Source organism: Diaphorobacter sp. JS3050 (genome assembly GCF_013154915.1).
GTDB classification, from domain to species: domain Bacteria; phylum Pseudomonadota; class Gammaproteobacteria; order Burkholderiales; family Burkholderiaceae_C; genus Diaphorobacter; species Diaphorobacter nitroreducens.
On record NZ_CP053553.1, the window covers coordinates 3,756,067 to 3,775,103 of the forward strand.

The 19,037-nt window shown below is 67.4% G+C and carries 18 protein-coding genes; 7 read left to right on the forward strand and 11 right to left on the reverse strand.

Annotated features, from left to right (window positions below):
- The first annotated feature begins 29 nt into the window (after window positions 1-29).
- The 3 genes from HND92_RS17865 to corA all read left to right on the forward strand — a co-directional run bounded on the left by HND92_RS17865 (window position 30) and on the right by corA (window position 1,831).
- On the forward strand, window positions 30-284 hold the full coding sequence (locus HND92_RS17865; protein ID WP_011807031.1) for a MoaD/ThiS family protein: 255 nt from the start codon (window positions 30-32) through the stop codon (window positions 282-284).
- A 29-nt stretch (window positions 285-313) separates the two neighbouring features.
- Complete coding sequence (locus HND92_RS17870) at window positions 314-613, forward strand: hypothetical protein (RefSeq protein WP_135147942.1); 300 nt, start codon at window positions 314-316, stop codon at window positions 611-613.
- A gap of 231 nt (window positions 614-844) precedes the next feature.
- Window positions 845-1,831 (forward strand): magnesium/cobalt transporter CorA, encoded by a 987-nt coding sequence (gene corA / locus HND92_RS17875; protein ID WP_011807033.1) that lies wholly within the window; start codon window positions 845-847, stop codon window positions 1,829-1,831.
- Between the two features lie 206 nt (window positions 1,832-2,037).
- Here the strand turns inward: corA and HND92_RS17880 are convergent, their stop codons facing one another.
- The 9 genes from HND92_RS17880 to HND92_RS17920 all read right to left on the reverse strand — a co-directional run bounded on the left by HND92_RS17880 (window position 2,038) and on the right by HND92_RS17920 (window position 12,801).
- Entirely contained in the window at window positions 2,038-2,799 is a 762-nt protein-coding gene (locus HND92_RS17880; protein WP_172208843.1) for a 5'-methylthioadenosine/adenosylhomocysteine nucleosidase, read from the reverse strand.
- 85 nt (window positions 2,800-2,884) lie between these two features.
- On the reverse strand, window positions 2,885-4,561 hold the full coding sequence (locus HND92_RS17885) for a long-chain-fatty-acid--CoA ligase (RefSeq protein WP_172208845.1): 1,677 nt from the start codon (window positions 4,559-4,561) through the stop codon (window positions 2,885-2,887).
- 225 nt (window positions 4,562-4,786) lie between these two features.
- Window positions 4,787-6,211, reverse strand: a complete 1,425-nt coding sequence (locus tag HND92_RS17890; protein ID WP_103738478.1) for an NAD(P)(+) transhydrogenase (Re/Si-specific) subunit beta — start codon at window positions 6,209-6,211, stop codon at window positions 4,787-4,789.
- An 11-nt stretch (window positions 6,212-6,222) separates the two neighbouring features.
- Window positions 6,223-6,552, reverse strand: coding sequence for an NAD(P) transhydrogenase subunit alpha (locus HND92_RS17895; protein ID WP_015914535.1), 330 nt, complete (start codon window positions 6,550-6,552; stop codon window positions 6,223-6,225).
- Window positions 6,553-6,600: 48 nt separating this feature from the next.
- The gene (locus HND92_RS17900; protein WP_253940067.1) at window positions 6,601-7,320 is read right to left on the reverse strand and encodes a hypothetical protein; all 720 of its coding nucleotides are present in this window, start codon (window positions 7,318-7,320) and stop codon (window positions 6,601-6,603) included.
- Window positions 7,321-7,344: 24 nt separating this feature from the next.
- Window positions 7,345-8,460 (reverse strand): Re/Si-specific NAD(P)(+) transhydrogenase subunit alpha, encoded by a 1,116-nt coding sequence (locus tag HND92_RS17905; protein ID WP_172208849.1) that lies wholly within the window; start codon window positions 8,458-8,460, stop codon window positions 7,345-7,347.
- 211 nt (window positions 8,461-8,671) lie between these two features.
- The gene (gene fba, locus HND92_RS17910) at window positions 8,672-9,736 is read right to left on the reverse strand and encodes a class II fructose-bisphosphate aldolase (protein ID WP_011807040.1); all 1,065 of its coding nucleotides are present in this window, start codon (window positions 9,734-9,736) and stop codon (window positions 8,672-8,674) included.
- Between the two features lie 153 nt (window positions 9,737-9,889).
- Entirely contained in the window at window positions 9,890-11,326 is a 1,437-nt protein-coding gene (gene pyk, locus HND92_RS17915; protein ID WP_172208851.1) for a pyruvate kinase, read from the reverse strand.
- A gap of 83 nt (window positions 11,327-11,409) precedes the next feature.
- The gene (locus tag HND92_RS17920) at window positions 11,410-12,801 is read right to left on the reverse strand and encodes an aminopeptidase P N-terminal domain-containing protein (protein WP_172208853.1); all 1,392 of its coding nucleotides are present in this window, start codon (window positions 12,799-12,801) and stop codon (window positions 11,410-11,412) included.
- A 66-nt stretch (window positions 12,802-12,867) separates the two neighbouring features.
- Here HND92_RS17920 and HND92_RS17925 point away from each other — a divergent pair, with 66 nt between their 5' ends.
- Window positions 12,868-13,707 carry a hypothetical protein gene (locus HND92_RS17925; RefSeq protein ID WP_172208855.1) on the forward strand — a complete coding sequence of 280 codons (840 nt, stop codon included), beginning with the start codon at window positions 12,868-12,870 and terminating at the stop codon, window positions 13,705-13,707.
- A gap of 23 nt (window positions 13,708-13,730) precedes the next feature.
- Here HND92_RS17925 and HND92_RS17930 read toward each other — a convergent pair whose 3' ends face one another.
- A complete protein-coding gene (locus HND92_RS17930; RefSeq protein WP_172208857.1) occupies window positions 13,731-14,546 on the reverse strand; it encodes a nucleotidyltransferase family protein in 816 nt (271 codons plus the stop codon).
- A 163-nt stretch (window positions 14,547-14,709) separates the two neighbouring features.
- Here HND92_RS17930 and tkt point away from each other — a divergent pair, with 163 nt between their 5' ends.
- The 3 genes from tkt to HND92_RS17945 all read left to right on the forward strand — a co-directional run bounded on the left by tkt (window position 14,710) and on the right by HND92_RS17945 (window position 18,505).
- Complete coding sequence (gene tkt, locus HND92_RS17935) at window positions 14,710-16,746, forward strand: transketolase (RefSeq protein WP_172208859.1); 2,037 nt, start codon at window positions 14,710-14,712, stop codon at window positions 16,744-16,746.
- Between the two features lie 52 nt (window positions 16,747-16,798).
- Window positions 16,799-17,800, forward strand: coding sequence for a type I glyceraldehyde-3-phosphate dehydrogenase (gene gap / locus HND92_RS17940; RefSeq protein WP_172208868.1), 1,002 nt, complete (start codon window positions 16,799-16,801; stop codon window positions 17,798-17,800).
- 144 nt (window positions 17,801-17,944) lie between these two features.
- Entirely contained in the window at window positions 17,945-18,505 is a 561-nt protein-coding gene (locus HND92_RS17945; RefSeq protein ID WP_172208870.1) for a DUF924 family protein, read from the forward strand.
- A gap of 98 nt (window positions 18,506-18,603) precedes the next feature.
- Here HND92_RS17945 and HND92_RS17950 read toward each other — a convergent pair whose 3' ends face one another.
- On the reverse strand, window positions 18,604-18,948 hold the full coding sequence (locus tag HND92_RS17950) for an HPF/RaiA family ribosome-associated protein (protein ID WP_015914545.1): 345 nt from the start codon (window positions 18,946-18,948) through the stop codon (window positions 18,604-18,606).
- Between the last annotated feature and the right edge of the window lie 89 nt (window positions 18,949-19,037).

The window sequence follows — 19,037 nt, forward strand, 5'->3', positions numbered from 1 at the left end:
CTGATTTGGCATGAAAACCGGATAGGCACATGCGCATCACTTTCAAGCTCTTTGCCTCGCTCACCGACTACCTGCCGCCCGAGGTGCGCCCAGGCAACCAGATGGTGCTGGAAGTCGCCCCCACACAGAGCATCAGCCAGATCATCGCGCCTTTCCGCCTGCCGCCGGACATGGTGCACCTGGTGCTGGTCAACGGCCGCTACATCGCCCCCGCGGCGCGCGCCACCACCACGCTGCACGAGGGCGACGCGCTCGCCATCTGGCCGCCGATCGCCGGCGGCTGAATCGCAGCCTCCTACCCTCCCCGCACCTTTTGAGCGATTGGCCTGACCACTTCACGCGCGACATGAGCTGCGCGCCCGCCGAATGGCAGCGGCTGCTGCAGCGGGCGCTGGCGGGGCACGACTGGGCCGCACAGGGCGACGCCCAGGTACGCATCGCGCTCGCGGGCGGCGCGCTCACGCTGCACTGGGCGCCGGGGCCTGCGCGCCAGATCGCGCTGCTGCGCCTGCCCACGCTGCACCTGCACTTCGCGTTCGACGGCGTCCCGCCCGCCGAGCGCCAGGCTTTCATGCGGCACCTGGACCTGCACACGCACCGCGGCGGGGGGTGATGCGGTGCGGCGCCTTTCCCCCGAAAAGGCGCCAAGAACGTGTCATGCGGCGGTGCTTCCATTGGGGAGCGGATGCGATAATTCCCGCCTTGCACAACGTATGGAGACAGCTCCGTGGAAACCTACCCTAGTTGGTAGCTTTCAGCCTCCCGGCCCATTGACATGCCGAAGGGACTGAAAGCGCCCCCCGCCCCTTTTGCAGACGCCACAAGACAACCGGGAGAGTGAGCCATGCTCAACATCTTTACGCTCGCCAACGGCCGGCTCGTCCAGGAAGAAATCGAGTCCCTGGAAGAGTTGGCGCGCTTTCAGCCGATCTGGGTGGACCTGGAGTCCCCCACGCTGGAAGAAAAGCGCTGGATCAAGCAGCACTACGGCCTGTCCATCCCCGAAGATGCGATGGACGAGGACATCGAAGAGTCCGCGCGCTTTTACGAGGAAGACAACGGCGAGCTGCACATCCGCAGCGACTTTCTGGTGGATGTGGACGACGAGCCCGCCTCGGCCCGCGTGGCCTTCATCCTGAACCTGGTCAACGACACCCTCAAGAGCAAGGGCGTGCTGTTTTCCATCCACGACGAGGACATCCCCGTCTTTCGCCTGCTGCGCATGCGCGCGCGCCGCGCCCCCGGCCTGATCGACGATGCCAAGGACGTGCTGCTGAGCCTCTTCGACACCGATGCCGAGTATTCCGCCGACACGCTGGAGGGCATCTACGACGACCTGGAGGATGTGAGCACCCAGGTGCTGGCCGGCAACGTGACCGACGCACGCGCCAGCGAGGTGCTGGCGGCCATTGCGCGGCAGGAGGACTTGAACGGCCGCATCCGCCGCAACGTGATGGACACGCGCCGCGCGGTGAGCTTCATGATGCGCAGCCGCATGCTCAGCTCCGAGCAGTTCGAGGACGCGCGCCAGATCCTGCGCGACATCGAGTCGCTGGACAGCCACACGGCCTTCCTGTTCGACAAGATCAACTTCCTGATGGACGCCACGGTCGGTTTCATCAACATCAACCAGAACAAGATCATCAAGATCTTCTCCGTGGCCAGCGTGGCGCTGCTGCCACCGACGCTGATCGCCAGCGTCTACGGCATGAACTTCAAGTTCATGCCCGAGCTGGACTGGCAGTACGGCTACCCCTACGTGCTGGCGCTGATGGTGGCCAGCGCGCTGGGGCCGATGCTGTACTTCCGCAAGCGGGGCTGGTTGAAATAGGGACAACCCCCTGAGCGGCTGCGCCGCTTCCCCCTTCTCTCGCACCGCTGCGCGCCGCGGGAAGGGGGACGACGCCGGTGGCCTGGCGAAGCCAGTTCCACGGCGCCTGCGGGGGTGGCCTGCTCCGCGGCCATCGGATGGATAAGGGCGCGCCAATTTCAAACAAAATCGGCCTCTGGCGCCTACGCATCAAGCGCTAGCAGCTCTTATTTTGGGAGCATTTGCACGAAGCGCTGCACGATGTGGTCCGCATAGCGGCTGGCCACGTTCTGCATGAAGTGGGCGAAGTCGACATGCGCACTGTCGTCCGCGCGGTCGGAGATGGTGCGCACCGCCGCAAACGGCAGGCCGTAGTCGCGGCAGACCTGGGCCACGGCGGCGCCTTCCATCTCCACGGCCAGCACGTCGTGGTCCGACGCCAGCAGCGCCGCGCGCAGCGCGCTGGATTCCTGCGCCGTGGAGACGAAGCGGTCGCCGCTGGCCATCAGGCCGTGGTGCACCTGCGGGGCGCGTGCAGCATTGGGAAGATCAGCAACAAAATGGGCTCCAGCGTCCGCCAGGTAAGCGCGAGCAGCTTCCAAAAGCAGAGCATTCAGCGCCGCATCGCAGTCCATGCGCGCACGGCCGTAGCCCGGCACTTCCCAGCGCGGGAAGATGGGCGAGGCATCAAAGTCATGCTGCAGGTAGTCCTGCGCGACCACCACATCGCCCACTTGCACGCCCTCACCCACGCCGCCGGCCACGCCGGTGAACACCATGCGCGCCACGCCGAAGCGCTCGGCCAGCGCTGCAGCCGTGGTGGCCGCCGCCACCTTGCCAATGCCCGACAGCGCCAGCACCACGGGCTGCCCATGCAGGTGGCCGCGCCAGAAGACGCGGCCCGCATGCTGCAGTTGCTCAGGTTGCTGCAGGGCGTGCATGAGGCCGCCCTGCTCTTCGGGCAGGGCGCTGAGGATGGCAGTGGTCATGAGGGCGAGGGCCGGGCGTAAAAAAGCCGGGATTATCCCGGCTGGGGGAATGCGAGAGCCCGCGCGGGGCCCTCGGGTTCTCGGCTTATTTCTTGTCGCGCAGCTCGCGGCGCAGGATCTTGCCGACGGGGGTCTTGGGCAGTTCGGTACGGAACTCGATCACCTTGGGCTGCTTGTAGCCCGTGAGGTTGGCGCGGCAGAAGTCCTTGACCTGCGCCTCGGTGAGCGCCGGGTCCTTCTTGACGATGACCAGCTTCACGGCCTCGCCGGTCTTCTCGTCGGGCACGCCCACCACCGCGCATTCCAGCACGCCGGGCATCAGCGCCACCACGTCCTCCACCTCGTTGGGGTAGACGTTGAAGCCGCTGACCAGAATCATGTCCTTCTTGCGGTCGACGATCTTCGTGTAGCCGCGCTCGTCCATGATGCCGATGTCGCCCGACTTGAAGTAGCCGCCTTCCGTCATGACCTTGGCGGTCTCGTCGGGGCGCTGCCAGTAGCCGGCCATGACCTGCGGGCCCTTGATGGCGATCTCGCCCGGCTGGCCAAGCGGCACTTCGCGGCCGTCGTCGTCCAGGATGGCAATGTACGTGCTGGGGATCGGCAGGCCGATGGTGCCGGTGAACTCTTTCGACGTCACCGGATTGCAGGTGGCCGAGGGGCTGGTCTCCGACAGGCCGTAGCCCTCGCAGATCGGGCAGCCGGTCTTCTCCAGCCACAGCTTGGCGACGGCGCGCTGCACCGCCATGCCGCCGCCGACCGAGACTTTCAGATGGCTCCAGTCGACGGTGTTGAAGTCGGGGTGGTTGGCCAGGCCGTTGAACAGCGTGTTGACGGCCGGAAAGCTGTGGAATTTGTGCTTGGACAGTTCCTTCAGCACCGCCGGCAGGTCGCGCGGGTTGGGAATCAGGATGGTCTTGCCGCCATTGCGCAGGCTCAGCATCATGTTCACCGTGAAGGCGAAGATGTGATAGAGCGGCAGCGCGCACACGCCGGTGGATTGCTCGCCGGCCGGAATCTGCTTCATCACCGGGTCGTTCCAGGCTTCGGACTGCAGCACGTTGGCGATCAGGTTGCGGTGCAGCAGCACGGCGCCCTTGGCGACGCCGGTGGTGCCGCCGGTGTACTGCAGCACGGCGACGTCGTCGGGGCCGATGGGCGGCGCGGTGAACGGCGCGCGCTGGCCCTTGGCGATGGCGTCGTTGTAGCGCACGGCGCCGGGCAGGCTGAAGTCGGGCACCAGCTTCTTGACCTTGCGCACCACGTAATTGACGATGGCGCCCTTGATCAGGCCCAGGCGGTCGCCCATGCTGGCCAGCACCACGTGCTTGACCGCCGTGTTGGCGATGCACTTTTGCAGCGTGGCGCCAAAGTTCTCGATGATGACGATGGCCTTGGCGCCGCTGTCTTTCAGCTGATGCTCCAGTTCGCGCGCGGTGTACAGCGGGTTGACGTTGACCACCACGTAGCCGGCGCGCAGGATGCCGGCCACCGTGGCCGGGTACTGCGGCACGTTGGGCATCATGATGGCCACGCGGTCGCCGCGCGCCAGGCCCAGGCTTTGCAGGTAGCCGGCCATGGCGCGGCTCTGGGCGTCGGTCTCGGCGTAGCTGACGTCCTTGCCCATGAAGCTGTAGGCGGTGCGATCGGCAAACTTCTTGAAGCTCTCGTCCATCAGCGCCACCAGCGACGGGTACTGCGAGGCGTCGATGTCGGCGGGAACGCCTTCGGGGTAGTGCTTGAGCCAGATGCGCTCGGTCATGGGTGCGTGCTCCTTGCAAGGTGGCGGCGCCGCGCGCGGCCGGGTGGGACAGGGGCCGGCGCGGGTGGGCCGGTTCATCACATTGTGTGACGCCAACACGCCGCGTGGTACTGGCGTTTTCCTTGAGGGCGATCAAACGCCCTTCAAAGTATCTTCAGACGATACTTATCGCACGACCGTGCGTAAATCGTCCCGCACGGTGCGCCGTGCGCGCAACGTGGCGGCTTATTCAATCGCCTTGCCGATGTCCTCGACCACCTTCTTGGCGTCGCCGAAGACCATCATGGTCTTGTCCATGTAGAACAGTTCGTTGTCCAGGCCGGCGTAGCCCGCGGCCATGGAGCGCTTGTTGACGATCACGGTCTTGGCCTTGTAAGCCTCCAGGATCGGCATGCCGTAGATGGGGCTGCCCTTGTGCAGCGCGGCGGGGTTCACCACATCGTTGGCGCCCAGCACGATGGCCACATCGGCCTGGCCGAACTCGCCGTTGATGTCCTCCATCTCGAACACCTGGTCGTAGGGCACCTCGGCCTCGGCCAGCAGCACGTTCATATGGCCGGGCATGCGGCCCGCCACCGGATGGATGGCGTACTTGACGGTGATGCCCTTGTCGGTGAGCTTTTGCGCCAGCTCCTTCACCGCATGCTGCGCGCGCGCCACGGCCAGGCCGTAGCCGGGGACGATGACCACGGTCTCCGCCTGGCTCAGGATGAAGGCCGCATCGTCGGCGCTGCCGCTCTTGGCCGTGCGCTGCACGCCCCCGCCCGTGGCCGCAGCTGCCGCGTCGCCGCCGAAGCCGCCCAGGATCACGTTGAAGAACGAGCGGTTCATGGCCTTGCACATGATGTAGCTCAGGATCGCGCCCGAGCTGCCTACCAGCGAGCCCGCGATGATGAGCATGCTGTTGTTCAGCGAGAAGCCGATGCCCGCCGCTGCCCAGCCCGAGTAGCTGTTGAGCATGGACACCACCACGGGCATGTCGGCGCCGCCGATGGGAATGATGATGAGCACGCCCATCACGAAGGCGAGCGCCAGCATGGCGAAGAAGGCATCCCAGCGCTCGGTGAGCATGAACACCAGCCCCAGGCCGACGGTGGCCAGGCCCAGCACCAGGTTCAGCAGGTGCTGTCCCTTGAAGACCACCGGCGCGCCCTGGAACAGGCGGAACTTGTACTTGCCCGAGAGCTTGCCGAAGGCGATCACCGAGCCACTGAAGGTGATGGCGCCGATGGCCGCGCCCAGGAACAGCTCCAGACGGTTGCCCAGCGGGATCGGCTGGCCATGCGCCACGATCTGGAAGGCCCAGGGCTCGGCCACGGCCGCCACGGCGATGAACACCGCCGCCAGGCCGATCATGCTGTGCATGAAGGCCACCAGCTCGGGCATCTTGGTCATCTCCACGCGCTGGGCCATCACCGCGCCCGCGCCCCCGCCCACCACCAGGCCGGCCAGCACGTAGGTCATGCCCACGCCCTTGTCGCTGGCCAACTCCACGATGAGCGCCGCCGTGGTCAGTACGGCGATCGCCATGCCCGCCATGCCGAACAGGTTGCCGCGGATCGACGTGGTGGGGTGCGACAGGCCTTTGAGCGCCTGGATGAAACAGACGCTGGCGACCAGGTACAGCAGCGTGACAAGGTTCATGCTCATGCCAACGCTCCTTATTTCGTAGCTGCTTTCGCTTGTTCGGCGGGCGCCTTGCGCTCTTTCTTCTTGAACATCTCCAGCATGCGCCTGGTGACCAGGAAGCCGCCGAACACGTTCACCGCCGCCAGCGCCACGGCCAGCACACCCATGGTCTTGCCCAGTGGCGTTTCGGTGAGCGCCGCGGCCAGCATGGCCCCGACGATGACGATGGCCGAGATGGCATTGGTCACCGCCATCAAGGGCGTGTGCAGCGCGGGCGTGACGTTCCAGACCACGTGGTAGCCCACGTAGATGGCCAGCACGAAGATGATCAGGTTGATCAGCGTGGGCGAAACCGACTCCATCTCGACGCTCCTTCGGAAAGGGGACCTCTACACGGCCCCAATTGACAGCTATTCGGGCAAGGCCTGGGGAAACGGGGGCACGACGAAACGGCCGTCCAGCATGGTGATGCTCTGGCGGGCCGCTTGGGCGAGCTGCTCCATCCACGCCTGCGCGGGACGACCTGCACGCAGGAACTCCTCGTTGTTGCGCACGGTAGGCCGCAGCAACCGCCGATCGGCCAGCACATCCACGGACACATAGCCACCTTCGGGGGTGGAGTAGCGGTACGAGACGTGGGAATACGGGTTGGCTGGCACGGCCTGCCGCTGCGTCAGCCACTGGGCAAGCGCCGGACGCGCGCTGGCCAGGTAGCCGTCGGTGCCCGCGCTGCGCTTGTAGCGCAGGCAGTCGATGCGCACCGGACTGCCGCGCGCCGCGTCCTCCACCTGCACGCCCTTTTGCGGCAGGCAGGCCGCGGTCCACAGCGTGGTGTCGCGCGGGTGGTTGCTGGCATTGGTCTGCACCACCAGAACCGCCAGCGGCTCCTCGGCCCGGCTGCGCAGGGCCACTGCGCGGGTCTGCATGGGCAGATCGTGCGCGGTGTCATCGGGGCGGACGTCAAACTGCTCGGCGTCACCGCCCAAAGGCTGCCAGGTGCCCGCGGGCAACTGCAGTTCGGCACGGCCCACCCGTACGAGGTCCGGCTGCGCTGGCGCGCATGCAACGAGCGACAGCAGGGCCGCGATGGCGGGGACAAAGGGGTTCCAACGAAGACGCAAGAAAGTCACTCCAAGGTTGCGGGCAGAACAGGGTCACGCACGCGTGACGGCCCCCTCATGCGCCACCAAGCAGGCCACCACGATGTCGTCATCGCGGTTGAGGTGCAGGGCGCCTTCGGGGTTGATGATGAGTTTGAGAAAGTCGAGCACGTTGCGCGCGTACAGCGCGGAGGCATCAGCCGCCACGAGCGCGGGCAGGTTGGTCTCGCCGACCAGGGTCACGCCGTGGTGCACGACGGTCTGACCCGGCTGGGTCAGCGGGCAGTTGCCGCCCTGCGCGGCCGCCAGGTCCACGATGACGGAGCCGGGTTTCATGGACTCCACCATCTCCTGCGTGACCAGCACCGGCGCGGCGCGGCCGGGGATCAGCGCCGTGGTGATGACCACGTCGGCCTGCGCGACACGCTTGGCAACCTCGGCCTTCTGGCGGTCCAGCCAGCTTTGCGGCATGGGGCGGGCGTAACCGCCCACGCCCTCGGCAGCTTCTTTCTCCTCGGCGGTTTCGTAGGGCACGTCGATGAACTTCGCGCCCAGCGACTCCACCTGCTCCTTGACGCTGGGGCGCACATCGCTGGCCTCGATCACCGCGCCCAGGCGCTTGGCCGTGGCAATCGCCTGCAGGCCCGCCACGCCCACGCCCAGGATGACCACGCGGGCCGCCTTCACGGTGCCCGCCGCAGTCATGAGCATGGGAAAGAAGCGCTGGTAGCGATCAGCGGCCATCACCACGGCCTTGTAGCCGGCGATGTTGGCCTGCGAAGAGAGTACGTCCATGCTCTGCGCGCGCGTGGTGCGCGGCGCAGCTTCCAGTGCATAGGCGGTGACGCCGGCAGCGGCCAGGCGGTGCAGACCTGCGGCGTCGAACGGATTCAGCATGCCGACCAAGGTACTGCCCTGGCGCAGCAGGCCGGCTTCGGCCTCTTGCGGCGCGCGCACCTTGAGCACCAGGTCGCAGCCCCAGGCGCCGGCCGCGTCGGTGATCTCGGCTCCCACGGCGGCAAAGCCGGCATCGGTGACGCTGGCGCAGACGCCGGCGCCTGACTGCACCCGCACCGTGTGGCCTTGGGCCACGAGTTTCTTGACGGTTTCTGGCGTGGCGGCCACCCGCGTCTCGCCTGCCAGGGTTTCGGCGGGCACACCTATCAGCATGTCATCTCCTCCTGCACGCGAGCGCCCTACGGCGTTGGTCCACGCAGCATTGCGTATTTCTACTTACCGTGAGCTTACATGAAGAATTTCACACCTTCGACGCACGCGCGACATGGCACGGAGCGAGGCCAAAGAAAAAGCCCGGCGGCCATGGGGCGCCGGGCTTGGGAAAGCGTGGGCGGCAGACGGCTCCGCCGCGCGCCTCATTGCGTCAGTTCACGACCTGCTGCAGCGCGCCGCTGGCGTATTTGGCAGCCATTTCGCTGAGGGTATAGCCCTTCACCTTCGCGCCCTGGCCCTCGCAGCCAAACTCTAGGTAGCGTTGCTTGCAGATGGCCTTGGCGGCTTCGCGCGCGGGCTTCATCCACTCGCGCATGTCGAATTTATCCGGGTTCTCGGCCTGGAACTTGCGCACCGCCCCGGTCATGGCCAAGCGGATATCGGTGTCGATGTTGATCTTGCGCACGCCGTGCTTGATGGCTTCCTGGATCTCGGCCACGGGCACGCCGTAGGTTTCCTTCATCTTGCCGCCAAACTGGTTGATGAGGGCCAGCAGATCCTGCGGCACGCTGGACGAGCCATGCATCACCAGGTGGGTGTTGGGAATGCGCGCGTGGATTTCCTTGACGCGCTGGATCGACAGCACATCGCCCGTGGGCGGGCGGGAGAACTTGTAGGCCCCATGGCTGGTACCGATGGCGATCGCCAGGGCGTCCAGTTGCGTGGCCTTGACGAACTGCGCAGCCTCCTCGGGGTCCGTGAGCAGCTGGGCGTGGCTGAGCTTGCCAGCCGCGCCGACGCCGTCTTCCTCACCCGCCTCGCCGGTCTCCAGGCTGCCCAGGCAGCCCAGTTCGCCTTCGACGGTAGCGCCGATCTTGTGCGCCATGGCCACCACTTCCTGGGTGACGCGCACGTTGTAGTCGAAGTCTGCGGGGGTCTTGCCGTCTTCGCGCAGCGAGCCGTCCATCATCACCGAGCCGAAGCCCAGCTCCAGCGCGGCCTTGCAGATGGCGGGGCTGGTGCCGTGGTCCTGGTGCATGACCAGGGGAATGTGCGGATACGCCTCGGCAGCGGCGGCGATCAGGTGCTTGATAAAGCTCTCGCCGGCGTACTTGCGGGCGCCGGCGCTGGCTTGCAGGATCACCGGCGCGCCCACCTCGTCGGCAGCGGCCATCACGGCCTGCACCTGCTCCAGGTTGTTGACGTTGAAGGCGGGAATGCCATAGCCGTGGTCGGCGGCATGGTCGAGCAGTTCGCGCATCGAGACGAGAGGCATGGGGTGGATCCGTTCGAGGGTTGATGGATGAGCGGCGGTAACCGCTTGGTAACCCGTAATTTTAGCCGCCCTACCGCTTCCTGGACCCATGCCCCCAATACCCCCCATCGCCCCGCCTGCGTTCACGGGGTGAAAGGATGCGCTACCGCGAGTTCATCGTGCGCGGCAGATCTTGAGCATGTTCGTGCCGCCGGGCGCACCCATGGGCTCGCCGCATGTGATCACGTACAGGTCGCCCTGTTGCACGATGTTGCGCATCTTCAGGTGGCTCTCGGCCTGGTCCAGTGCAGTGTCGCGGTCGGCGCTGGTGTCCATGAGCAACGGGCGCACGTTGCGGAACATCGCCATGCGCCGCTGCGTGGCCACCTTCGGCGTCAATGCATAGATGGGAATGTGGATGCGGTGGCGGCTCATCCACAGTGCCGTGGAACCGCTGTCGGTCATCGCCACGATGGCCTTGGCACCCAGGTGGTGCGCCGTGAACAGCGCACCCATGGCGATGGACTGGTCGATGCGGCCCAGGGTCTGGCCGATGAAGTCGGAGTCGCGCTCCAGGTCTTCGGCCGCTTCCGCGGCGGCGCAGATGGCGGCCATCTCCCGCACCGTGTCCAGCGGGTACTTGCCGGCCGCCGTCTCGGCGCTGAGCATCACGGCGTCGGTGCCGTCCAGCACGGCGTTGGCCACGTCGCTCACTTCGGCGCGCGTGGGCACGGGGTTGGCGATCATGCTCTCCATCATCTGGGTCGCGGTGATCACCACCTTGTTCATGTCGCGCGCCATGCGGATCATCTTTTTCTGCAGCGCGGGCACCGCGGCGTTGCCCACCTCCACGGCCAGGTCGCCGCGCGCCACCATGATGCCGTCGGACACGCGCAGGATCTCCTCCAGCAGCGGCACGGCCTCTGCACGCTCGATCTTCGCGATCAGGCCGGGCTTGTGGCGGAACTCGGCCGCGGCAACGTTGCACAGCTGGCGCGCCATCTCCATGTCGGTGGCGTTCTTGGGGAAGCTCACGGCCACATAGTCGGCCTGGAAGCTCATGGCGGTCTTGATGTCCTCCATGTCCTTGGCCGTGAGGGCGGGCGCCGTGAGGCCTCCCCCCTGCTTGTTGATGCCCTTGTTGTTGGACAGCTCGCCGCCGATCTTCACGGTGGTGTACACCGCCTCGCCGCGCACGGCATCCACCTGCAGCACGATGAGGCCGTCGTTCAGCAGCAGCACGTCGCCGGGCTTCACGTCGCGGGGAAGTTCTTTGTAGTCCAGGCCCACGCCCTGCAGGTCGCCGGGCTCGCTGCGCGACGCGTCCAGCACGAAAGGCTGGCCCGGCTCCAGCATCACCCGTCCTTCGGCAAACTTGCCCACGCGAATCTTCGGCCCCTGCAGGTCGGCCATGATGGCGACCTCGCGCCCGGCGCGCTGGGCGGCCTCGCGCACCATGGCGGCGCGCTCCACATGGTCCTGCGCCTTGCCATGGCTGAAGTTCAGGCGCACCACGTCCACGCCCGCCGCGATCATCTGCTCCAGCAGTTGCGGGTCGCTGGAGGCGGGGCCCAGGGTGGCAACGATCTTGGTGGCGCGGCGGATCTGCATGGGGGTGTCTCTTTTCCGTGGATGTAATCGAGTTTCGATTTTTGCACAAAATCAGTTACATCACGGTTCCTGAAAACACCCGCTCAGCCGCGCATCAGCGCCTCGATATCGTCACCCTCCACGGGCACCCCGCGGGTGATCAGTTCGCAGCCGGTCTCCGTGACGATGGCGTCGTCCTCGATGCGGATGCCGATGTGGTGGAAGGCCTCGGGCACGCCCGGCGCCGGGCGCACGTACAAGCCGGGCTCGATGGTCAGCACCATGCCCGGGCGCAGGATGCGGCTGGGGCGGTTCTGGATCAGCTCGCCCGACAGCGGGTCGCGCCGCTCGCTCACCTGGCCCACTTCTGAGGGCTCGACGTAGCTGCCGCAATCGTGCACATCCATGCCCAGCCAGTGGCCGGTGCGGTGCATGTAGAACTGGAAGTACGCACGGCTCGCGATCACGTCCTGCACGCTGCCGACCTTGTTGGCGTCCAGCAGGCCCAAGTCCAGCAAGCCCTGCGCCAGCACGGCCACCGTGGCGTCGTGCGGGTCGTTGAAGCGGTTGCCTGCACGCGTGGCGGCGATGGCCGCCTTCTGGCTCTCCAGCACCAGGTCGTACAGCGCGCGCTGCGGGCCGGTGAAACGGCCATCGGCCGGAAAGGTGCGCGTGATGTCCGAGGCGTAGCCGTCCAGCTCGCAGCCCGCGTCGATCAGCACCAGCTCGCCCGCGCGCACCGGCGCGGCATCGGCGCGGTAGTGCAGCACGCAGGCGTTGGCCCCCGCAGCCACGATGGAGCCATACGCCGGGCACTGCGAGCCCTCTTCGCGGAACGCGTGCAGCAGCTCCGCATCCAGGTGGTATTCGCGCACGTCCTGGCCGGCGCGCAGCATGCGGGCGCTTCTTTGCATGGCGCGCACATGGGCGCGGGCGCTGATGGCGGCGGCGCGGCGCATCAGGTCCTGCTCATGCCCGTCCTTGATCAGGCGCATCTCGTCGAGCAGCGTGCACAGATCACCCTGCTGCGCGGGGCACAGCGCGCCGTACCGCACGCGTGCGCGCACCTGGTTCAGCCAGCCTTCCACACGCGCAGCCAGTCCTGGGTGGGTGGCGAAGGGGAACCAGACGCTGCCGCGGTTTTCCAGCAGACGCGGCAGGCGCGCGTCGATATCGGCCACGGAGTGCGCGGCGTCCACGCCCAGGGTGGCCAGGGCCGCCTCGGGCCCCAGGCGGTAGCCATCCCAGATCTCGCGTTCCAGGTCCTTGGGCTGGCAAAACAGCGTGCTGTGGCCTTCCGCGGTCAGCACCAGCCACGCGCCCGGCTCGGCAAAGCCCGTGAGGTAGTAGAAGTAGCTGTCGTGGCGGTAGAGAAACTCGCTGTCGCGGTTGCGCTGCTGCAGCGGGGCGGTGGGCACGATGGCGATGCCGCCGGCGCCCAGTTGGGCGGCAAGGCGGGCGCGACGCTGCGCGTAGAGGGAGCTGGGCGTGGTCATGCTGCCATTGTGGGCCCAACGGCCGGCGCGCGCGGCGGCGCCCAGGCGCCGTGGCAGACTCGCCGCATGTCCTTCCTGCTGACCACCCTCATCCCCCTGCTGGGCCTGGTGCTGACCGTGGCCCTGCTTTTCTACGCGTTCTATGCGCGGTATATCGATGTTCCCAACAAGCCGCGGCTGGACCGGCGCGTGCTGGTCGCCCTGTGCGCCGTGGCCGTGGTGTGCGATGCCTGGCTGGGCCTGCGCCTGTACCTGTCGGGTCGCGCGCAGCAGACGCGCCAGGACAGCGCCGTGCATCGCACCCACCGCGAACGCTTCGTGCTGCCGCACGACGTGCAGTACGGCGAACTGGTGATTCCCGCGGGCAGCCTGATCAACCGGCTGGACCCCTTCGACAACGGCGCGCCGGTGCAGCCCGTGTCCCTGCGCGGCCTGGAGGCGGTGCGCTTTCCGCAGCCCGTGCTCGTGGCCGGCGTATGGGCCCAGGCGATGCAGGTGCTGCCGATGCGCGTAGAACTGGCCCAGGACCAGCGTATTGGCCCGCTGTACCGCTACAACACCGACACCAAGGACTGGGAGCTGAACAAGGTGGTACCCGCGCTGCTGTGCCGCCAGGGCCAGATCGCCCTGTTCCAGGTGCCGCACATTCCCTACGACGTGCAGGCCGAAGTGGGCAAGCCCGCACCCGACGGGCCGCAGGCCCGCTTTCTGCCCAGCCAGTGGCAGTTCCGCAACTGCGAGAACGGCCCGGCCATCGATGTGCAGCCCGCCCATCCCGCATCGGCCACCGCGCTGGCGCCCGCGCCCGAGTTGCTGCCTCCGCCGCCGCCCGCCGAGCCGGCATCAGACCCCTCCGAGCCCGCGTCGGGCGCCGCCTCGCCCCCCGCATCCGCGCCAGGCGCCTGAGCCGATAGCCGACGGACGCTGCCTCAGCCGGCGTTCAGCTCAGCGAGCCGCTCGGGCGTACCCACATCGGTCCAGCGCCCGGTATGGAGCGTCGCCGTCACCCGCCCCGCATCCATGGCGCGGCGCAGCAGCGGCGCCAGGGGCGCGGCCACACCCTCGGGGTTGCCGGGTGCGATGTCGCACCAGGGCGCGGTGAACAGCTCGGCGCGCAGCAGGGCGATGGTGCTGTAGGTGTAGCGCGGCCGCGGGTCCTGCGCCGGCAGATTCAGCGCCAACCCCTCGGGCGACAGGCCGAAGTCGCCGCGCGGGTGGTGCGGCGGGTTGGGCACGAGCCACAGATGGGCCAGGGCATCGCCGGCCACGAACCGCTGCACGGCCTGCGCCTCGAAGGTGAAGTCGGGCGCGAACACATCGCCCGCCGCCAGCCAGAACACCGGCCCCAGCTGCGGCAGCGCGCGTGCGATACCGCCGGCCGTCTCCAGCGCGCGACCGAAATCCCGGCCTTCATGGGAGTATGAAATTGATAGCTGCTCGCGCTTGTCCTGCTTGCCTTCGACGGCAAAAACCTCTGAAAACCGGTGGCCAATCCGCTCGCCCAGCCACGCGGTGTTGATCACGGCGCGCTCGACACCCGCTTCGACCAACGCACGCAGGTGCCACTCCAGCAGCGGCCGACCACGCACTTCGAGCAATGGTTTGGGACAGGCGTCGGTCAGCGGGCGCATGCGCTCGCCGCGGCCTGCGGCGAGCAGCAGGGCCGGCACTTGCGCCCAGCCGTGCGCCGGGCCGGGGGCCGTCGTGATGGAGGAATCTGCGAAGCAGGAAGGCACCGTGGGCATGGCTGCGCACTGTAGTGCATGCGCCGCGCGCAACCGCGCACAGACAGCCCAGCCGCCGCGCCAACTAAGCCCATCAGCCCCCGCGCCGCCCAGGCTGCGGGGCCCCCGGTAAAATCCCGGGTTTCTTCACAAGAACACCGCCCCCTCTGCGGAGCCACCCCTCATGGCCAACTCTCAACAAATGGCGAATGCGATCCGCGCACTCGCAATGGATGCCGTTCAACAAGCCAACTCCGGCCACCCCGGCGCCCCCATGGGCATGGCCGACATGGCCGTGGCGTTGTGGGGCCGGCACCTGAAGCACAACCCCACCAACCCCCAGTGGATGGACCGCGACCGTTTCGTGCTGTCCAACGGCCACGCGTCGATGCTGCTGTACTCGCTGCTGCACCTCACGGGCTACGACCTGCCCCTGCAGGAGCTGAAGAACTTCCGCCAGCTGCACAGCAAGACCCCCGGCCACCCCGAGCACGGCATCACCCCCGGCGTGGAGACCACCACCGGCCCGCTGGGCCAGGGCGTGGCCAACGCCGTGGGCTTTGCGCTGGCCGAGAAGCTGCTGGCCGCCGAGTTCAACCGCGAAGGCCACGCCGTGGTGGACCACCACACCTACGTGTTCCTGGGCGACGGCTGCCTGATGGAAGGCATCAGCCATGAGGCCGTGGCTCTCGCCGGCGCGTGGAAGCTCAACAAGCTCATCGCGCTGTACGACGACAACGGCATCAGCATCGACGGCCAGGTGGCGCCCTGGTTCATCGACAACACCCCGCAGCGCTTCATGGCCTGCGGCTGGAACGTGATCGACGCCGTGGACGGGCATGACGTGGAAGCTGTGGCCGCCGCCATCGGCCAGGCCAAGGCCAGCGCCGACAAGCCCACGCTGATCGTCTGCAAGACCGTCATCGGCAAGGGCAGCCCCAACCGCGCCAACACGGCCAAGGCCCATGGCGAGCCCCTGGGCGCCGAGGAAATCAACCTCACGCGCGCTGCCCTGGGCTGGACGCACGAGCCCTTCGCGATCCCCGAGTCGGTGTACGCCGACTGGGATGCCAAGGCGGCCGGCCAGGCCGCCGAAGCCGAGTGGACGCTGCGCTTTGCCGCCTACGAGGCCGCCTACCCCGAGCTGGCATTCGAGCTGTCCCGCCGCATGGCTGGCGACCTGCCCAAGCACTTCGCCCAGGTGGCGGTGGACACCGTGGTGGCCGCGCACACCAAGGCCGAGACCGTGGCCAGCCGCAAGGCCAGCCAGATCGCACTGGAAGCCTTCACCGCCGCACTGCCCGAGCTGCTGGGCGGCAGCGCCGACCTGACCGGCTCCAACCTCACCAACACCAAGAGCACGCCCGCGCTGCGCATCGAGCCCAACGGCGCCGTGGCCAAGACCGAGGCCGGCCAGGTGGGCCGCCACATCAACTACGGCGTGCGCGAGTTCGGCATGGCGGCCATCATGAACGGCCTGGCGCTGCACGGCGGTTTCATCCCCTACGGCGGCACCTTCCTCACATTCAGCGACTACAGCCGCAACGCCATCCGCATGGCCGCGCTGATGAAGCAGCGCGTGATCCACGTGTTCACGCACGACTCCATCGGCCTGGGCGAGGACGGCCCCACGCACCAGTCGATCGAGCACGCCGCCAGCCTGCGCCTGATCCCCGGCCTGGACGTGTGGCGCCCCGCCGACACGGCCGAGACCGCCGTGGCCTGGAGCGTGGCCCTGTCCAACCGCGACAAGCCCACCGCGCTGCTGCTGTCCCGCCAGAACCTGCCCTACGCGCCCAAGAGCGACCTGGGCGACATCTCGCGCGGCGCCTACATCCTCTCCGAGCCCGCCGCCGTGGGTCTGAAGAAGAAGGCCCAGGCCGTGATCATCGCCACCGGCTCCGAGGTGCAGCTGGCCCTGGCCGCGCAGCAACTGCTGGCCGCCAAGAAGATCGCCGTGCGCGTGGTCTCCATGCCCAGCACCACCACCTTCGACCGCGAGGACACCAAGTACAAGCGACTGGTGCTGCCCGCCGGCATCCCGCGCATCGCCGTCGAGATGGGCGTGACCGACTTCTGGTGGAAGTACGGCTGCGCCGCCGTGGTCGGCATCGACACCTATGGCGAGTCGGCCCCGGCCGGCGTGCTGTTCAAGCATTTCGGCTTCACGGCCGAGAACGTCGCCGACACGGTGCTGGCCGCGCTGCAGCGCGCGCGCTGATCCCTCCCGGTTCTCGTTTTTTGCAATCCATCCATCCCTAGAGGCTCACACCATGACGATCAAGATTGGCATCAACGGCTTCGGCCGCATCGGCCGCAACGTACTGCGCTCGGCCGTGCAGAACTTCTCCGACATCGAAGTCGTTGGCATCAACGACCTGCTGGAGCCCGAGTACCTCGCGTACATGCTGCGCTATGACAGCGTGCATGGCCGCTTCAAGGGCGAGGTCTCGGTCGAGGGCAACACGCTGATCGTCAACGGCAAGAAGATCCGCCTGACGCAGGAGCGCGACCCCGCCAACCTGAAGTGGAACGAAGTCGGCGCCGACATCGTGATCGAGTCCACCGGCCTGTTCCTGGACAAGGCCAGCGCCGAAAAGCACATCGCCGCCGGCGCCAAGAAGGTGCTGATGTCGGCCCCGTCCAAGGACGACACGCCCATGTTCGTGTTCGGCGTGAACCACGCCACCTACGCCGGCCAGGCCATCATCTCCAACGCGTCCTGCACCACCAACTGCCTGGCCCCCGTGGCCAAGGTGCTGCATGACAAGTGGGGCATCAAGCGCGGCCTGATGACCACCGTGCACGCCGCCACCGCCACGCAAAAGACCGTGGACGGCCCGAGCAACAAGGACTGGCGCGGCGGCCGCGGCATCCTGGAAAACATCATCCCCAGCAGCACCGGCGCCGCCAAGGCCGTGGGCGTGGTGATCCCGTCGCTGAACAAGAAGCTGACCGGCATGTCCTTCCGCGTGCCCACCTCCGACGTGTCGGTGGTGGACCTGACGGTGGAGCTGGAGAAGGAAGCCAGCTACGACGAGATCAAGGCCGAGATGAAGGCCCAGTCCGAGGGCGCGCTGAAGGGCATCCTCGGCTACACCGAGGACAAGGTGGTGGCCACCGACTTCGTGGGCGAGACCTGCACCTCGGTGTTCGACGCCGACGCCGGCATCGCCCTGGACAAGACCTTCGTGAAGGTCGTGGCCTGGTACGACAACGAGTGGGGCTACTCCAACAAGTGCCTGGAGATGGTGCGCGTGATGGCCGGCAAGTAAGCCGCAGCCTCCGCCGCTCACAGAGAACGCGCCTTCGGGCGCGTTTTTTATGTCAAATATGCCTCCAGCGCTTATCCATCAAGCGTAGGTAGCTATTTATTCAATAGCAAAGCACGTCCACGGCCGGCACCCCATACTTGCGGCATGACCACCTCTCCCGCCCTCCCCACCGCCGCCGACGTGCTGCGCTTCTGGTTCGACGAGGCCACGCCGCAGCAATGGTTCGCCAAGGACACCGCGTTCGACGCCGCCATCCGCACCCGCTTCGCTGCGCTGCATGCGCAGGCCGCGCAGGGGGAGTTGTGGCACTGGCGCGGTGATGCCCAGGGCCGCCTGGCGGAAATCCTGGTGCTCGACCAGTTTTCGCGCAACCTGCACCGCGGCACCCCCGCCGCCTTCGCGCAGGACGGCATGGCCCTGGTGCTGGCGCAGGAGGCCTTGGCACAGGGTCTGGACGCGCAGCTGGAGCCCGCGCAGCGCGCCTTCCTGTACATGCCCTACATGCACAGCGAGTCGCCGCGCGTGCAGGAAGAATCGGTGCGCCTGTTCACCGCGCTGGGCAACCCGGGCAGCCTGCACTTCGCGCATGCGCACCGGGACATCATTGCGCGCTTTGGCCGCTATCCGCACCGCAACGCCGCGCTGGGCCGCGCCAGCACGGCCGAGGAGCTCGCCTTCCTGCAGCAGCCGGGCAGCAGCTTCTGAAAGGCAAAGGGCCGCAGGAGCCAACGCCCCTGCGGCCTTGTTTATGTTGCAGCGCCCTGCTGTCGGGCGCCGGCAGCTATTACAACAATAGCGCCCGCTCACTCCGCCGTGCGGATGGTGTCGCGGCCGTTGCGGTCCTTGGCGCGCTCGATGTCGTCGCCCAGCGCGCGCACCAGCTTCTCCACGGCCGCCGTGAAAGCATCGGCCACCTTGGCCGCCTCGGCACGCGCTGCCACAGGCTGGCGGCCAGCGGGGCGCACCTCGATCACGCAGCGCTTGTCGGCCGCGCCGGACTTGCCGCCGTCCACGTCGGACAGGAACACCTCCACGCGCGTCACGTGCTCGCGAAAGCGCGCCAGCTTGGCGGTGGCTTCTTCCTGCACCCAGCGGGCCAGCGATTCGCCGCCCTGGATGTGGTCGTCGGTATGCACCTGGATCTGCATGTTTTCTCCTTCGTGAAGTGGATGGGTCGATGGGGCGGACGGTAGCGCCCCTCGTCTTCATCATGCCCCAGTAGGCGCCTGCATGCTTG